Origin of the sequence: Yinghuangia sp. YIM S09857 (assembly GCF_051388915.1) — a bacterium.
Taxonomy (GTDB): Bacteria; Actinomycetota; Actinomycetes; order Streptomycetales; family Streptomycetaceae; genus Yinghuangia.
The window spans coordinates 495,534-511,907 of the sequence record NZ_JBPKBH010000002.1 but is presented as its reverse complement, the minus strand read 5'-3'; the positions used below and the strand labels follow the sequence as shown (position 1 = coordinate 511,907).

Genomic DNA, 16,374 nt, shown 5'->3' with positions numbered 1-16,374 from the left:
CCCCCCCCCCCCCCCCCCCCACCCCCCGAGGCCGTCGTCCGCTGTACGCGCGGCGTCGGCCGTGGCCGACCGAGCGGAAGGCTATCCGCCGTGGCCCGGACGCCCGTGCCGCCGCCGAAATGGGATAACGGGACGCGGCGATCGGATACTTGGGCCCGAAATCCGCGACCTGGCACGGCCCCTGATCCGACCGCGGCCCGCTGTTGTCGAGGTTGCGGAGCGGCCCGGCGACCAGCGCCTGGTGACCGCTCCGCCCGCCCCGCGCACCGTGCGCCCGGCGCCCGGCGAGGCATTCCGGGCGGACTTTCGCGCCCTGGATCCACCGCCGCGTCACCGGCCGCTCCTCCGGCGGCGGACGCCCACCCAAGCGCTCAGCCCAGCGCCTCGCGCGCCCGTGCCGCTGCCGTGCGCAGCGCCTCGTCCAGTGCTTCGGTACGGCGTCCGCCCGCGCTCGCCAGGGCGCCCTTGCCGCCCGCACCGCCGCCGACGACGCGCGCCGCGTCCGCCAGCAACTCCCGGGCCGCCGGCCCCCGGTGCGCGAGGTCGCGGGACACCGCCGCGACCAGGAGCGCCTTGCCCGCGTCGGTCGCGGCCAGCACGACCACGCCGGGACCGGGCGTGCGCAGGTGGCCGACCGCCTCCGACGCGAGGCCGCGCAGCTCGTCGGCCGTGACGCCGTCGACCGTGCGCGCCACCAGGTGCCCGCCGCCCACGGGTTCGGCGTGGTCCGCGATGTCCCGCGCGCGGCCGCGGAGTTCGTCCGCGCGCAGGGCGTCGAGCCGGGACCGCGCCGCGCCGAGCGCGTCGAGGCGCCTGCGCAGCACGTCCGGCGCGTCCGCGGGCCGGGTCTCCAGCAGGTCCGCGAGTTCGCGCAGCAGGCGCCGCTCGGTGTCGCCGCGGTCGAGCGCCTCGCGTCCGGTCAGCGCCTCGACGCGGCGCAGGTTCGCCCCGATCGAGGAGTCGCCGAGCAGGCGGAACACGCCGACCTGGGCGCCGTGCGCGACGTGCGTGCCGCCGCACAGTTCGCGGGAGAAGTCGCCGATGTCGACGATGCGGACCGTGTCGCCGTACTTCTCGCCGAACAGCGCGAGCGCGCCTGCCGCCTCCGCCTCGACGCGGTCCGCGTACCACGCCCGCACCTCGGGGTCGGCCAGCACGTGGTCGTTGACCGCGTGCTCCAACTCCGCGAGTTGTCCGGGCGACAGCGCCGCGAAGTGCGCGAAGTCGAAGCGCAGCCGGTCGGGTTCGACCAGCGAACCCTGCTGGCGCGCGTGGTCGCCCAGGGTCGCGCGGACGACCGCGTGCAGGATGTGCGTCGCCGAGTGCGCGCGCGTCAGCGCCGCGCGGCGGTCCGCGTCGACCGCCGACCACACCGCGTCGCCGACCCGGACATCGCCGTCGAGCACGTCCGCTGTGTGCACCCGGAACCCCTCGACGCCGTACCGCGTGTCGCGCACCCGCAGCAGCGCGCCGCCCTCGGTGGAGACGGCGCCGGTGTCGCCGACCTGGCCGCCCGCCTCCGCATAGAACGGCGAGCGGTCGAGCACGAGTTCGACGACGGACCCGGGCGGCGCCGACGGGACGCTCCGCCCGTCCGCGACGATCGCGAGAACCTTGCCCTCGCCCTCCGTACCCGCGTGGCCCAGGAACTCGGTGACCGGCAACCGCGCGGACAACTCGCGGTAGACCTCCAGGCGGCGCAGCGCCTCCGCGGTCCGGCCCTTTCCGGACGTCTTCGCCCGGCGGCGCTGCTCCTCCAGCAGCGCCGCGAACCGGTCCTCGTCGACCGCGAGCCCCGCGTCGTGCGCCGCCTCGACGGTCAGCTCGACCGGGAAGCCGTACGTGTCCGCCAGTTCGAACGCCGTCTCACCGGGCAACGCCGTCCCGCCGCCCGCGCGTGCCCGGCCGATCGCCGCGTCCAGCAGCCTCGTGCCCTGGCTCAGGGTGCGCGCGAACGACTCCTCCTCGCTCGCCACCACCTGTCCGATCAGCGACGCCTGACCGCGCAGCTCCGGCCAAACGCCGCCGAGATTCGCAATCACACTCTCGGTCGTCGCGGGCAGCACCGGACCGTCGATGCCCAGGTTGCGCGCGTGCCGGATCGCCCGGCGCATGAGCCGACGCAGGACGTAGCCGCGGCCGTCCTTCGCGGGTAGCACGCCGTCCGCGACCAGGAACGCGATCGAGCGCGAGTGCTCGGCGACGATCTCGAAGGACCGCCGGTCGGCGCCGTCCACGTGGTACTCGCGGCCGGACAGTTCGCGCACGGTGTGCAGGGTCGGCAGCAGCAGGTCGGTCGAGACCGCGTTCGGGACGTCCTGGAGCACGGTCGCGAGGCGGTCCAGGCCCAGCCCGGTGTCGATGCCCTTGCGCCGCAGCGGGCCTAGCACCGGGTACCCCTCCTTCTCCGGCCCCTCGCCGCGCCGCGACTCCATGAAGACCAGGTTCCACAGCTCGACGAACCGCTCGCCGTCCACCGCCGGACCCCCGTCCGGGCCGAACGCCGGGCCGCGGTCGTAGTGGATCTCCGACGACGGGCCGCACGGTCCCGGCACACCCATGGACCAGAAATTGTCCGCCATGCCGAGCCGCTGGATGCGGGACGCCGGGACGCCGAGCGAGCGCCACAGCCGCTCCGCCTCGTCGTCGTCCCGGTAGACGGTGATCCACAGGCGGTCCTTCGGCAGGCCGCACCCGCGCGTGACCAACTCCCAGGCGTACGCGACGGACTCGGTCCGGAAGTAGTCGCCGAACGAGAAGTTCCCGAGCATTTCGAAGAAAGTAGCGTGCCGATGTGTCCGTCCGACGTTTTCGATGTCGACCGTGCGCGCGCATTTCTGCACACTGGTGGCACGGAGGAACGGTGGCTCGCTGTCACCGACGAAGTACGGAGTGAACTGGTTCATTCCGGCGTTCGTCAGCAGTAGCGTCGGCTCGGCGGGCACCAAGGGGCTGGAGGGCACTTGCCGGTGCCCTCGGGAGGTGAAGAAGTCCGTGAACAGGCTTCGGATCTGTGTGGAGCGCATGGCGGCGGTACCTCGCGGTGGAGTCGCGTCAGGGGGAGGAAGACACGCCGAGCCGGGCCGAGAACTGGGTCTGAGATGTCCTCAGATCTCCGACTCGACGCCGCTAGCTCGCGCCTCCACCTGGTACGCCATGGCTCCGATCCGTCCGTGTCCGACACCCCCCGCCGCGGCCTCGCTCGGGCCGCCGACAGGTGCGGTGCCTCCGACTGTACCCGGTCAACAGACCCGGCGCGGGCCGCATTCCCGGCGCGCCCAACCGGCGGTCCGGTCGCCGGGCGCCGCCGCGCGGGGCCGCGCGCCGACAGCCGCCCACGGCCCATGACCGACCTGCCGGCCGTCGCAAACTGGCCGAAAAGCAGGGGACTTCACCGCAAAACACGAGCACGATCGCAAGATCGTGGCGGTTAACCTCGCCGATGCCCTGAGCCGTGCGGATAGCCAAGGTGGTCGTACATGACGCAGATTCTGGCCGTTCCCCCGCTGTACTCGCCCTTCCCTCCCGCGATCCATCCGCGGCACGCCGAGATCGACCGGCAGACCTCCGAGTGGGCCGACAAGTTCGGCATCGGCTCGGACGACCTGCGCGCGCGGCTCGTCGTGCAGGAGATCGGCGGCTTCGCCTCGCGCGTCCTGCCGGAGGGGCAGGAGGAGGCGGTCCGCATCCTCGCGGACTTCATCTTGTGGCTCTTCGGCGTCGACGACGGCCACTGCGAGGAGGGCGAAGCGGGCGCCGACCCCCGCCGACTGGTCGCGGTGCTGTCCCGGCTGATCCGGGTGGCACAGAACCCCGACGCGCCGATGATGACCGACGACCCGCTCGCCGGGGCGCTGCGCGACCTGCGCCGCCGAATATCCCTGCTCGCCAGCCCCGCGCAGGTCGCGCGCTGGGTCGACGCCCTGCGCGAGTACTTCATGTCCGTGGTGTGGGAGGCGTCGCACCGCAGCCTCGGCACCGTCCCCGACCTCAACGACTACACGCTCATGCGCCTGTACGACGGCGCCACTTCGGTGTTCCTGCCGGTCCTGGAGTTCGCGCACGGGTACGACCTGAGCCCGGACGAACGCGACTCGGTGCGGGTCCGGGCGCTCGCCGAGATGGCCTTCTTCGTCATCACCTGGGACAACGACATCGTCTCCTTCCACAAGGAGAGCCGCGGCGACGGCTACTACCTCAACGTCCTCAAGGTGCTCGGCCGCGAGTACGGGCTGAGCCCGCGCGAGGCGCTTCCCGTCGCGATCGCCCAGCGCGACCGCGTGCTCGTGCTGTTCCTGCGCGAGCGCGACCGCCTCGCCGCCTCCGCCGGACCGGAATTACGCCAGTACCTGCGCAGCCTCGGCGCGTTCATCCGGGCCGCCCAGGACTGGGGTGTCACCTCGGTCCGCTACACCACTCCCGGCGACCCCGCCGAACTGCCCGACCGGTTCCGCGACACGCCCACCGACGCGGACCGCGAGCCGCTGCCGATTCCGGCCATCTCGTGGTGGTGGGAACTCCCGCCCCCGTGAGGCCGTTTCGCAGCCGCGTCACTCCGGAGCAAGCGGTCCGGGTATTCGACCGCGATACGGGGCACGACCGAACCGACACGATCGAACCGGTGCACGACCGAACCGACGCACGACCGAACCGATTGGAGACAAGGGTGGCCACCGACTTAAGCTCCGTCCCGCGTGCCCCCGGACGCATCCCCGTGCTGGGACACGCCGTTCCCCTGCTGCGGCGACCGCTGCCCTTCCTGCGGTCCCTGCGCGACACGGGCGACGTCGTCCGCGTCGAACTGGGCACGATGCCCGTCTACTTCGTGACCACCCCTGAACTCGTCCACCAACTCCTGGTCACCAAGGGCCGCGACTTCGACAAGGGCCGCCTGCTCGACCGGGCCCGAAAGATAGCCGGCGAGGGGCTCGTCACAGCGGGGGAGGAGGTCCACCGCAGACACCGCCGCCTGATGCAGCCGATGTTCCACCACGGGCGCGTCGCGGCGTACGTCGACAGCATGGCGGAGCAGGCCCGCCTGGTCGCGGACTCGTGGGAGCCGGGCCGCACCATCGCCCTCAACGAGGAGCTGTACGACTTCGCGATCAACACGGTCACCGCCACGCTCTTCGCCGCCGACCTGGACGCCGAGGACGCCGGGGCGCTGCGGCACGACGTACCGATCCTGATCAAGGGTGTCCTCGTCCGCGCGGTCCTGCCGGAGTTCCTGGACCGCGCGCCGATCCCCTTCTACCGCGAGTTCGACGCCTCCACGGCCCGTTTGCACCGCATCATCGCCGACCTGATCGCCGCGGGCCGGAAGGCGGGCGACCAGGGCGGCACGGACCTGCTGTCCACGTTGCTCCTGGCGCGCGACGCCGACACCGGCGAGGGACTCACCGACGACGAGATCCGCGACGAACTGAGCACCGTGATGTTCGCGGGCACCGAGAGCAGCGCCTCCACGCTTGCCTGGATATTCCACGAGCTGGCCGTCAACCCCGAGGCCGAGAAGCGCGTCCTCGACGAGATCGACGCCGTGCTCGGGGGCGGGCCGGTGGGCCTGGCCGAAGTCGGCAAGTTGGAGTACGTCGGCCGCGTGGTGGACGAGGCGTCGCGCCTGCACGCGATACCCATGCTCATGCGCCGGGCGACCGCCGACGTCGAGCTGGGCGGCGTACGCATACCGCGCGGCACCGAGATCGCGTTCAGCCTGTACGCGATGCACCGCGACGCCCGGGTGCACACCGACCCGGAACGCTTCGACCCCGACCGCTGGCTGCCGGAGCAGCGCGAGGGCAGGCCGCGCACGGACTTCATGGTCTTCGGGGCGGGCACCCGCAAATGCATCGGGGACGCGTTCGCCCGTATGGAGATGACGGTCGCGGTCGCCACCATCCTCGCGCGCTGGCGGCTGCGACCCGCCCCCGGCGTCCCGGTGAAGGAGGTTGCCGCCGCGGTCGCCCACCCGGACCGACTCCCGATGATCCCGGAGCCGCGGGCCGCCTGAGCACCACATCGGGAAGTCCACGACACGTCCGGTTCCGGAACCGCGGACAACGGTTCCGGAACCGGACGTTCACCACGCGTTCGACCGGGAGCCCGCCTTCGGGCTCCTCACCTGGCCGGGCTCCTCACCCGGCCGTGCTCACTGCCCGTTCAGCCAGGCGGTGAACCGCCGCCACAACGAGCGCCGGGCGGGTGCGGTGGGCGCGTCGCCGACCGACGGCGCGGACGCCGGCATCGGCGGGGGCTCCGCGGCGGACCCCGACAAAGGCGCGGTCACCGGCGGCGCGGCGGCGTACCGCCCCTGCTGCCCCGCGACCGCCGTCTCGCGGTCCCCGGCGCCGGGCCCCGCCGACCAGACCGGTTCCGCCGCGACCCGGTCGTCCGCCCCTTGGGCCCGCGCCCGGGCGGTGGCGACCTCGGCGGGCGGGCGTTCTGCCGACACCGCCGGCGGGCGCGGGCTGAACACCACCGGGAGCGCCGTCAGATGCCGCGACATCCACGACGACACCCACACCAACTCCTCGTCCTCGCCGGCCAGACGGATGTCCGGCAGGCGGGCGAGCAGCACGTCGACGGCGGTCTCGGTGATCGCCCGGCCGATGTCCTGTCCCGGGCACTCGTGCGGGCCGCCGCCGAACGCCAGGTGCGAGCGGTTGCCGCGCATGGGCACGGACAGGTCCGGGCGGATGTCCGGGTCCGTGTTCCCGGCCGCGAGGCCGAGCAGGATCATGTCCCCGGTCTTGATCTGCCGGTCGGCGAGCTCGGTGTCGCCGACCGCCCACCGCGCCGGGCACACCATCAGGGACGGTTCGTCCCACAGCACCTGCTCGACCGCGTCCGGCAGCGTCATGCGGGCGCCCGCGAGCGAGGCGCGGAACCGGAGGTCGCTGAGCACCATGCGCACGGTGTTGCCGATACAGATGGTGGTGTTCTCGTTCGCGGCGATGAGGATCAGGCGCAGATGTTGCAGGACCTCCTCGTCGCTCAACCCGGCCGGGTGCTCCATGAGCCAGGAGCCGATGTCGTGGCCGGGCTGGTCGCGCTTGAGGGGGATGTACTGCTTCAGCACCTCCACGACGTACTCGTTGCTCTGGAACGCGGTCTCGCTGCCGCGCACCAGGTCGAGCGTGGCCTCGACGAGGCTGGGGCCGTACTCGTCCTTCATGCCGAACAACTGCGTCATGACCAGCATCGGCAGTCGCTCGGCGAACTGTCCGACCAGGTCTGCCGTGCCGTCGGCCGCGAAGTCGTCGATGAGCTCGTTGGCGAAGCGCGTCACGTGGCGGCGCACGCCCCGGCGGTCCAACCTGTTGAGGCTGTCGGTGACCGCACCGCGCAGGCGCTCGGCCTCCTCGCCGTCCAGGAACACGCACAGCGGCTGCCAGCCGACCATCGGCAGCAGCGGCGAGTCCGGTGCGACCTCGCCGCGCCGGAACGATCCCCAGTTGCGCGAGTCGCGCGAGAAGCGGTTGGGCGTGCGGACCACGTCGAGGTTCTCGCGGTAGCCGAGTACCAGCCAGGCCGGCAGGTCGCCTTCCATCAGCACCGGCGCCACCGGACCATATTCGGCGCGCAGGCGCGCGTACATGCCCATCGGGTCGGACTTGTGCTCCTCGCTGGACAGCCGGGCGACGCCGGAGTCCGCGTAGGCGGAATGGGCGGGGCAGCCGGGCGGCGGCACCGCGCCGGTGTCCCGGGTGTCCCGGGTGTCCCCGGTGGGCCCGGCGGCTGCGTGGCCGGTGCCTGTGTCGGTGGGCGGCGTGGTCATCGGGCCTCCGAATCGGCGAGCGTCATGGCGTGCAGATAGCGCGTGAGTTCGAGGAGCACGTCGCGGCTGGAGGACCGGCTGCGCGCGTCGCAGCCGACCATGGGGACCCACTCGGGCAGGTCCAGCGCGACGCGCAGCTCGGCCAGTTCGTGCATCGGCGCGTCGGGGAACGCGTTGACGGCCACCACGAAGGGCATGCGGCGCTCCTCCAGCCGGCCGATGACGTCGAAGCTGACCTCCAGGCGGCGGGTGTCGACCAGGACGACCGCCCCCAGGGCCCCGTCGAAGAGCCCGTTCCACAGGAACCAGAACCGCTCCTGGCCCGGCGTGCCGAACAGGTAGAGCACCAAGCGGTCGTTGATGCTGATCCGCCCGAAGTCCATCGCGACCGTGGTCTCGGTCTTGCGCTCGACCCCCGCGACGCTGTCGACCGCCTCGCTCGCCTGCGTCATCGTCTCCTCGGTGGTCAGCGGCCGGATCTCGCTGACCGAGTGCACCATCGTGGTCTTGCCGACCCCGAAGCCGCCCACGATGACGATCTTGACGGCCGCCGCGGCGGACGCGGGGAGCACGTCCTGCGCACGGGGCCCGGGTATCGCCGCGCGCTCGGGACCGGCGGCACCGTGCGCCGCGCCGCGGCCGCGCGGGCCCGGCTCAGAGATTCCGTAGTCCATGCATCACCGCCTCCAGCAGTTCGATGTCCGGCAGCGCCGCGGCCGGGATCGGCGCCCGCGCCTCCACCCGCGCCTCCGCCAGCAGGTCGGCGAGCAGCACCATCACGACGCTGGCCGGCAGGGCGAGGTAGGCCGAGATCTCGGCCACGGACAACGGGTATTCGCACATCCGCACGATGGCGGCGTGCTCGGGCTGCATGACCGGATCGGGCGTGGACCGCGACACGATCAGGGTGACCAGGTCGAGCGGGGCGTCCGGGCCCCGGCCGCCGGTGATCACGTACAGCCGCTCCGGAACCCCTTCGTCCCAGTCCGGACGCCGTGGTCCTGTCATGTGGCCCGCCCGGCGGGGGTCGCCCGCGGGGGGCTGTTCAGGTGCTCGCCGATACGGGCGACCAGGTCGCGCATGCGCTGGCCCATCAGACCGGCGTCGACCCCCTCGTCGGCGAGCACCGCGAGGTACGCCCCGACGCCCGCCGCCATGAGGTAGAAGAACCCGCCGCCGATCTCGATCACCACCAGGCGCATGCGCCCGTCCCCGTGCGGGAACTCGGTGGCGATCGCCGCCGACAGGCTCTGGAGGCCCGCGCACGCCGCCGCGACGCGGTCGGCGGTGTCCGTGTCGCATCCGTGCTGGGCGATGCACAGCCCGTCGGCGGACAGCACGACGACATGCCGGGTCTGCGGGACGCCGTCGGCCAGGTCCTTCAGGATCCAGTCGAGGTCTGCTCGCTTGTGCACTACCGGTCTCCCTCATCCAACGACTCGTCGCGGCCGCCGGGGGCGGGGGACTCCCCGGACACGGCGCTCTGGAAGGCCGCGAGCCACAGCCCGGGCTCCTGCGGCTGCTCCGCCGCGGCTTCCGCGGGCGGCGGGGCGGGCGCGTCCGGCCGCACCGGGGCGGCCTGCGGCGGCCCGATCCGCGGCGGGGTGGCCGGGAGGCGCCTGCGCCGCTGCGGCAGGCCGTTGGCGGTACGTCCGACCGCGTCGTCCGACTCGTCCGGGCCGCGCCCCCGGGCGCCGCTCCCGGTCCCGTCCAACCTCCCCTGGTCGAACCTCCCGTCGCCGAACCCGTGCTCGGCACTGCCGCGGTGGCTGCCCGAGCCGCGGCCGACGCGGTGCGCCCCGGACCCGCGGTCGTCGCGCGCCGCGGAACCGCGCGCGGGACCGGACGACTTCCGGGTCCGGGCGGCGGGCAGCGCGTCCAGCCCCGGCGCGGCGCCGGAGACGACCGACACCGGTGCCGTGGTGATCAGCTCCTTCGGGATCACCAGGATCGCCCGGACCCCGCCGTACGCGGACGGCCGTAGCGCGACGCGGAACCCGTGCTCCTGCGCGAGCCGCCCGACCACCGCCAGGCCGAGGCGCGGCGACTCGCCCAGGTCCGCCAGGTCGAGGCCCGCGGACGCCTCCTCCAGCAGCCGCTCGACCCGGCGCCGGGCCTCCTCGGCCAGGCCGATGCCGCCGTCCTCGATCTCGACCGCGACGCCGGACTGCACCTCGCTCGCGCTCACCCGCACCACCGTCTGCGGCGGCGAGTAGCGCGTGGCGTTGTCGAGGAGTTCGGCCAGCGCGTGGATCAGCGGCTCGACCGACATGCCGACCACCGCGACCTCGGTCACGGCCATCAGCTCCACGCGCGGGTAGTCGGTGATGCGGGAGACCGCGCCACGCAGCACGCTGTACAGCGGCACGTTGTTCTGCCACTGACGCCCCGGACGCGCACCGCCCAGCACCGCGATGCTGTCCGCCAGACGCCCGATCAGCGCCGTCCCGTGGTCAAGACGCAACAGATCACCGAACACATCCGGCTGCGCACCGTGCCGCTCCTCCATCTCCCGCAGATCAGTGGCCTGTTGGTGGACGATCGCCTGCACACGCCGCGCAATGTTCACGAACGCCCGCTGCGCCGAGTCGCGCAGGCCCTCCTCGGCCTCGACGGCCTCGGCGACCGAGCGCAGCACGGCCAGGCGGGCCGCCGCGAATTCGGGCGACACCTCGGGCGCGTCGACCTGGGCGCGGACCAGGCCGTCGAGCACTTCTCCGGCCGATTCGCCCTGCTGCACGCGCAGGATCGCCTTCGGCAGCTGTTCACCGGTCAGGCGCAGCATGGCCGACTCCTGGGCCGCGATTCCGCGGCGCAGCGCGGCGATCTCGGCCTGGTGCCGGGCCCGCAGGTCGCCGGTCGCGGCCGCGTGGCGGGCCTGGTGAGCCGCTATTCGGCTGCCTCGACGTGCCGACTCCGCGGTGACCAGGGCGACCGCGACGGTGGCGACGGCGAGGCAGACGGCCACGGCCGGGCGGGCGGTGCCGTCGACGAGCGCGACGGCGACGGCCGAGCAGGCGACCGTCGCGGCGACGGGAATCAGCCATACGGGGCCGGTCCAGAGGGGGCCGGCTGGGGCGGTGGGACGCTGGGATTCGGGTGGTGACCCGACTCGGACCATGGACTTCCTCGGAATCATGCGGACGGGAGGCACCGGACGCGGACATGCCGAAGGGCATGGCAAAAATGCGTGCCCGGCTCCCCGGTGCCCGCTGGGTCTCGCGGAGCGCGGCGACGCGACGTGCCCGACGGTCAACGGGCGTGCCGCGTCCCGTTGTTGCCGTCCTCGTCGGCGCCGGGGGTGTGCGCTGCCCCCTGCCGCCCCGCCTCGGCGGTCGATGTCGATGGAGCCCGGCGGCGGCGAGTACTGGCAGTAGTCGCCGCACGTCACTGGGTCATCCGGAGCATAGCCCGATTCGACCGGCGTTCAGCGGTGGTGCGCCCCTTGCGTTGCCTGGCGAATGGTGGCGTGCGCCAAGCGTTTCGCGACAGGTCCGTGTTGTACGCCCTTGTGGCGCACGGATGTTCGGCCCCTGGCCGGGCCCTCGAACTCCCGTCCGACCGCCCGGAGGTATTCGAGGTCACGGCCCAGGTCCGCATGATGACGCGCCGTCCCGACGCGCGTTCGATACCGCCTGGTCGGCGGCCCGGAGTCAGGTCAGCGGCGCCCGGCGGCGAGCGGTCCGCGGACGAGCCGGCCCGCCAGCGCGCCCGTGTGCACGCCGTCCCGGAAAGCCACCCGGCCCCCGACGACGGTCGCGTGGATCCCGGTCGCGCGCTGGCGGAGGCGGTACGCGCCGCCCGGGATGTCGTACGCCACCTCCGGCATCAGCGGCGCCACCGTCGCCGGGTCGAGCACGTTGAGGTCGGCCGCCATGCCCTCGCGCACCATGCCCCGGTCGTGGAAGCCCCACGCGATGGCCGGGGCCAGCGTGATCATGCGCACCGCCTCCTCGAGGCCGAACGCGCCCTCCTGCCGCACCCAATAGCCCAACAGCAGTGTGTGCAGCGACGCGTCCGCCATCGAACCGACGTGCGCACCGCTGTCGGTGAACGTCATCACCGCGCGCGGGTGCCGCAATACCGGGAGCAGGTCGGCCGGTTCGTCGCTCACCACGGCCTGGATGAAGAACTGGTGGAAGTCGGTCTCCAGGGCCAGGTCGAGGATCGTCTCGACCGGGTGCGTGCCGCGCTCGCGCGCGACCTCGGCGACGGTGCGCAGCGGCGGCATCGGCCGGTCGTAGACGCGCATGCGCTCGAAGTCGGGGCGCCGCGCCTCGGCGCCGATCGCGCGCCCGTAGGGGCCGTCGTCGGCGATGGCCACCAACTTGGCGCGGGTGTCGGGGTCTTCGTACGCCTTGCGCTGCTCGGCCAGGGGCAGCGCGCGGATCTCGCTCCACAGCGGCAGCCTGTCGAAGGCGGTCTTGGTGCGGAACGAGGTGACGGTGTTGATGCCGCGGCTGTGGCCCAGCCCGTACGCGACCCCGCCCGCGTCGGCGATCGCGTCCAGCAGCCGCAGGCCGTGGAACACCCCGCCGCGCCCGGACACCCCGAAGTTGAACGGGACTCCGGTCTCGGCCGCGAGGTCGCGCAGCCGGGCGAAGTACTCCTCGCGCTCGTCGTCCCCGCGCGCGGCGGCGGGTTCGTGGGTGATCTCGAAGACGCCGGTGCCCTCCTCGGCCAGCACCCGGACCAGGCGGCACACTTCGTCCCAGTCCGCGAGGCGCGACGCCACGGGCCGGTTGTCGGCGGTCTCGTGGTTGTCGTTGCGTGTGGTGGTGAACCCGAACGCCCCGGCCCGCAGCCCGGCCCGCAACTGCCGCACCATCTCGGCGATGTCGTCGGCGTCGGCGGGGCCGTCGAAGGCGCGTTCGCCCATCGCCCAGGTGCGCAGCGCCGAATGGCCCACCTGCGCGGCGTAGTTGATGGCCTTGGGGAGGCGGTCGACGGCGTCCATGTACTCCGGGAAGGTCTCCCAGGTCCAGTCGATGCCCTCGGCCATGGCCGCCGCGGAGATCTCCTCGGCGCGCTCCAGATTGCGCGTCACCAGCTCGCGGGCGCCGCGGCGGGCGGGGGCCAGGGTGAAGCCGCAGTTGCCCATGACCGCGGTGGTGACGCCGTGCCAGGCCGAGCAACTGCCCTGCTCGTCCCAGAAGACCTGGGCGTCCATGTGGGTGTGGCCGTCGACGAAGCCGGGGGTGACCACCTGCCCGGCCGCGTCGATCTCCACGGCGCCGCGCTCGCGCACGCGCCCGACGCGGGCGATGCGGTCGCCGGCCACCGCGACGTCCGCCCGGTGTCCGGGCAGGCCCGAGCCGTCCACCACGGTTCCACCGCGGATCACGAGGTCGTACACGGGGCTCCTCCTTGCCGTCGTCCCTGGCACCGTCCGCGTCGCGCGAGTCTTGACTTCACGACGCATTAGCCATTGGCTAAACGTAGCCCAGCCGGACTCGGAGGACCACAGTGAACCCAGTACCGACCGCCGGAACTCCCGCCGAACTCCCGCTGGTCGTCTCCGTGGACGACCATGTCGTGGAGCCGCCGGACGTGTGGACGAGCCGGCTCCCCGCCCGGTACCGCGACACCGGCCCGCGCGTCGTCCGCGCGACCTGCCGCACCGAGCAGGTCACCGCGAACACCGTGAAGTACCACTTCGGCGGCGACGGCCCGGAGACGGACTGGTGGGTCTACGAGGACCTGCGCAAGCCGGTCCCGCAGGTCGTGGCGTGCGTGGGCTTCCCGCGCGAGAGCCTCACCATGGAGCCCATCCGGTACGCCGACATGCGCCCGGGCTGCCACGACCCCGCCGCGCGGCTGGCCGACATGGACCTCAACCACACCGAGATATCGCTCTGTTTCCCGACCTTCCCGCGTTTCTGCGGCCAGGCGTTCCTGGAGGCCAAGGACCGCGACCTCGCGATGCTGGGCGTGCGGGCGTACAACGACTGGATGATCGAGGAGTGGTGCGGCGGATCGGGCGGACGCCTGCAACCGCTGTGCCTCATACCACTGTGGGACCCGGTCGCCGCCGCGGGAGAGGTGCGCCGCAACGCCGCCCGCGGCTGCCGCGCGGTCGCGTTCACCGAACTGCCGGCCAACCTCGGCCTGCCGTCCGTGCACGACCCGGACCGCCACTGGGACCCGTTCTTCGCGGCCTGCGACGAGACCGGGACCGTGGTGTGCATGCACATCGGCTCCAGCTCGCGCATGCCGGTCACCTCGCCGGACGCGCCGGAGGGCGTGCGCATGGCACTCACGTTCGCCAACGCGCAGTACTCGCTGGTGGACTGGCTCATGTCCGGGGTGCTGGCGCGCTTCCCGCGGCTGCGCATCGCGTACTCCGAGGGCCAGATCGGCTGGATGCCGTTCGTCATGGAGCGCGTCGACAACATCTTTCGGCACAGCAGCGCCTGGGCCGGGCTCGACCCCGTGATCACCGAGCCGCCCAGCAGCTACGCCGCGGGCCGCGTGTTCGGCTGCTTCTTCGAGGACGACTTCGGTGTGCTCTCGCGCGAGGCGGTCGGCATCGAGCGCATCACGTTCGAGACCGACTACCCGCACCAGGACAGCACCTGGCCGCGCACCCGCGAGATCCTGGAGAGGATGGCCGGAATGGTCACGCCGGAGGAACTGCACCGGATCGCGCGAGGCAACGCACTCGACATGCTCGGGCTCCCGCCGGACGCGTGACGCCCGACCCGGGCGCACCGCGCGGACGTCGGGTGCCAGGTGCCGTGCGCGTGACGCCGGCCACCTGTGCGGGCCCGCTGTGGGGGAGGGCCGTGGATCCGCCAGACTTCTCCGTATGGACAACCGCACGCCCGAGCCGACCCCGCCCCCCGCCGGCGGGGCGGCTGCCTCCCGGCCCCGCGCGAACGACGCCCAGGCCGCCGCCGCGAAGATCCTCGACGCCGCGACCGAACTGTTCCACGAGCGCAGCCCGGCCTCGGTCTCGTTGCGCGAGATCGCCCGCAAGGCGGGCGTCAACTACGGCCTGATCCACCACTACTACGGCACCAAGGAAGCGATCCTCGCAGAAGTGTTCCGCCGCTCCTCAGGGCGTGGTGCCGAGGTGGTGGCGGGTGCGGACGACCTGGACGACGCCCTCGGCCAGCTGGGCCGCAACCCGCGCGCGTACGCGCGGATGCTGGCGTGGGCCATCCTCGACAGCGACACCTCTCAGGTCTTCACCGACGAGACGCCCGCGGTGACGCGCGTACGCGAACTCGTCGAGGAGGAGTGGGCCCGGCAGCGGGCCGCGGCCGAGGCGGCGGAAGTGCCGGGGACGCGAGCGCCGGGAATGACGGACGTGCCGGGTGCGTCGGAAACCCCCCACGCGGACGGGTTCGACCCGCGCGTGGTCGCCGCGACCGCGGTCCTGGCAGTGCTCGGCTGGGGGCTCTTCGCGCCGTTCCTGATGCCGGCCGCCGGGCTCGGGGACCGTACCGAGGAGGACATCCGCGACGAGGTCCGCGCGCTGGTCGCCCGCATGGCCGTGGCCGCCGGTACGCCGGTTTCCTGAGCGTACGGCCGCCGGCGCGGGCGCCTCGGAACACGCCCGCCGTGACGCCGGCCGCGACGCCCGTCCGTCACGGCCGCCGTGACCCGAAAAGTGCCGCACTCGTCACGACCGGCGGACGGCTGAACAGACTTCACACGTACCGACGAACCCGGCAACCAACCGGTGCATTGCCAGAATGGGCGCTGCTACGTTCAGTGCCTGTTCGCGTTCGTACCGTTACGAAGGGCTGTCCCCGCATGAGGAAATTCTCGCGTGCCCGCGTGCTCCTGATGGCCGGCGTGCTCGCCGCGGTCACCGCCACGACCGGCGCCGCCTCGGGCAGCGCACCCGCGGCCGGCGCCGCGGCGGACTCGGCGACCCGCAGCGACTGCCGCGGCATCGGCTCGTCGTTCACCGACAAGTTGCTGCCCGGCCGGTGCCTCACCAACGGGAACTACCGCCTGGAGATGCAGTACGACGGCAACCTGGTGCTGTACCAAGGCGGCCGTGCCTGCTGGGCGAGCGACACGGACGGCATCGACGGCGTGTGGGCCGAGTACTCCGGAGACTGGGCGCTCGACTCGCCGTCCATGACCCTGGAGTCGCAGTTCGGCGAACTCCGGCACTACCAGGGCAAGTACACCGGCCTGCACAAGACCGGCAACATCAGCCTCAACGGCAAGGGCGAAGTGTGGATCGCCTACGGCAAGTTCGTGAGCTGCTGAGCATGCGCGCGCACCTCGTCCGCGGCCTGGTCGCCGCGACTCTCACGCTGGGCGCGCTCGCCGGTGCGTCCGCGGTGGCCGGTGCCGCGGCACCGGGCGTCCCGGCGGCGTCCGCAAGCGCCCCCGACCTGGCCCGCGGCGCCTGCGACGCCCGCGACAACCTCGGCGAAGTCGCCAACAACTTCATCTCCCGGTGCCGAAAGGCCGGGATCCGCCAGCGCTTCCCCGGCGAACACTACGGCGACAAGCTGGGCTACCTGATGAAGTGCCGCACCGAGAGCTGCAACAGGGCGTGGAAGCTGCTCCAGGACGGCCGCTGGAAGAAGTAGCGGTGCGCTCCGGCGATCCGGCCGAGGGTGCCCGCTCCG

Annotated in this window: 13 protein-coding genes; 6 read left to right on the top strand and 7 right to left on the bottom strand. The window is 72.9% G+C overall.

The features are described from left to right. Window positions 1–371: 371 nt before the first annotated feature. Window positions 372–3,026: an alanine--tRNA ligase gene (gene alaS / locus ACRX5S_RS05485; protein WP_436771599.1), complete on the bottom strand. Its 2,655-nt coding sequence runs from the start codon at window positions 3,024–3,026 to the stop codon at window positions 372–374. A 453-nt stretch (window positions 3,027–3,479) separates the two neighbouring features. Here alaS and ACRX5S_RS05480 point away from each other — a divergent pair, with 453 nt between their 5' ends. Both ACRX5S_RS05480 and ACRX5S_RS05475 read left to right on the top strand, forming a co-directional pair. Next, a complete protein-coding gene (locus tag ACRX5S_RS05480; protein ID WP_436771598.1) occupies window positions 3,480–4,532 on the top strand; it encodes a selina-4(15),7(11)-diene synthase in 1,053 nt (350 codons plus the stop codon). A 134-nt stretch (window positions 4,533–4,666) separates the two neighbouring features. Continuing rightward, a complete protein-coding gene (locus ACRX5S_RS05475) occupies window positions 4,667–6,010 on the top strand; it encodes a cytochrome P450 (RefSeq protein ID WP_436771597.1) in 1,344 nt (447 codons plus the stop codon). A gap of 138 nt (window positions 6,011–6,148) precedes the next feature. On the opposite strand, the gene ACRX5S_RS05470 is transcribed toward ACRX5S_RS05475, so the two are convergent. The 6 genes from ACRX5S_RS05470 to ACRX5S_RS05445 all read right to left on the bottom strand — a co-directional run bounded on the left by ACRX5S_RS05470 (window position 6,149) and on the right by ACRX5S_RS05445 (window position 13,133). Continuing rightward, window positions 6,149–7,777 (bottom strand): cytochrome P450, encoded by a 1,629-nt coding sequence (locus ACRX5S_RS05470; protein WP_436771596.1) that lies wholly within the window; start codon window positions 7,775–7,777, stop codon window positions 6,149–6,151. Then, the gene (locus ACRX5S_RS05465) at window positions 7,774–8,451 is read right to left on the bottom strand and encodes a GTP-binding protein (RefSeq protein WP_436771595.1); all 678 of its coding nucleotides are present in this window, start codon (window positions 8,449–8,451) and stop codon (window positions 7,774–7,776) included. Before ACRX5S_RS05465 ends, ACRX5S_RS05470 begins: the two co-directional genes overlap by 4 nt. Further along, window positions 8,432–8,785 carry a DUF742 domain-containing protein gene (locus ACRX5S_RS05460; RefSeq protein ID WP_436771594.1) on the bottom strand — a complete coding sequence of 118 codons (354 nt, stop codon included), beginning with the start codon at window positions 8,783–8,785 and terminating at the stop codon, window positions 8,432–8,434. The genes ACRX5S_RS05465 and ACRX5S_RS05460 overlap by 20 nt, the downstream gene beginning before the upstream one ends. After that, entirely contained in the window at window positions 8,782–9,192 is a 411-nt protein-coding gene (locus tag ACRX5S_RS05455; RefSeq protein ID WP_436771593.1) for a roadblock/LC7 domain-containing protein, read from the bottom strand. The genes ACRX5S_RS05460 and ACRX5S_RS05455 overlap by 4 nt, the downstream gene beginning before the upstream one ends. After that, the gene (locus ACRX5S_RS05450) at window positions 9,192–10,898 is read right to left on the bottom strand and encodes a sensor histidine kinase (protein ID WP_436771592.1); all 1,707 of its coding nucleotides are present in this window, start codon (window positions 10,896–10,898) and stop codon (window positions 9,192–9,194) included. Before ACRX5S_RS05450 ends, ACRX5S_RS05455 begins: the two co-directional genes overlap by 1 nt. 537 nt (window positions 10,899–11,435) lie before the next feature. After that, a complete protein-coding gene (locus ACRX5S_RS05445) occupies window positions 11,436–13,133 on the bottom strand; it encodes an N-acyl-D-amino-acid deacylase family protein (RefSeq protein WP_436771591.1) in 1,698 nt (565 codons plus the stop codon). 110 nt (window positions 13,134–13,243) lie between these two features. Between ACRX5S_RS05445 and ACRX5S_RS05440 the strand changes: the two genes are divergently transcribed. From ACRX5S_RS05440 to ACRX5S_RS05425, 4 genes are all read left to right on the top strand, one after another. Next, window positions 13,244–14,470 (top strand): amidohydrolase family protein, encoded by a 1,227-nt coding sequence (locus ACRX5S_RS05440; RefSeq protein WP_436771590.1) that lies wholly within the window; start codon window positions 13,244–13,246, stop codon window positions 14,468–14,470. Window positions 14,471–14,585: 115 nt separating this feature from the next. Next, window positions 14,586–15,302, top strand: coding sequence for a TetR/AcrR family transcriptional regulator (locus tag ACRX5S_RS05435; RefSeq protein ID WP_436771589.1), 717 nt, complete (start codon window positions 14,586–14,588; stop codon window positions 15,300–15,302). Window positions 15,303–15,538: 236 nt separating this feature from the next. After that, a complete protein-coding gene (locus ACRX5S_RS05430) occupies window positions 15,539–16,006 on the top strand; it encodes a hypothetical protein (protein WP_436771588.1) in 468 nt (155 codons plus the stop codon). 2 nt (window positions 16,007–16,008) lie between these two features. Then, a complete protein-coding gene (locus tag ACRX5S_RS05425) occupies window positions 16,009–16,335 on the top strand; it encodes a hypothetical protein (RefSeq protein ID WP_436771587.1) in 327 nt (108 codons plus the stop codon). Window positions 16,336–16,374 lie beyond the last annotated feature (39 nt).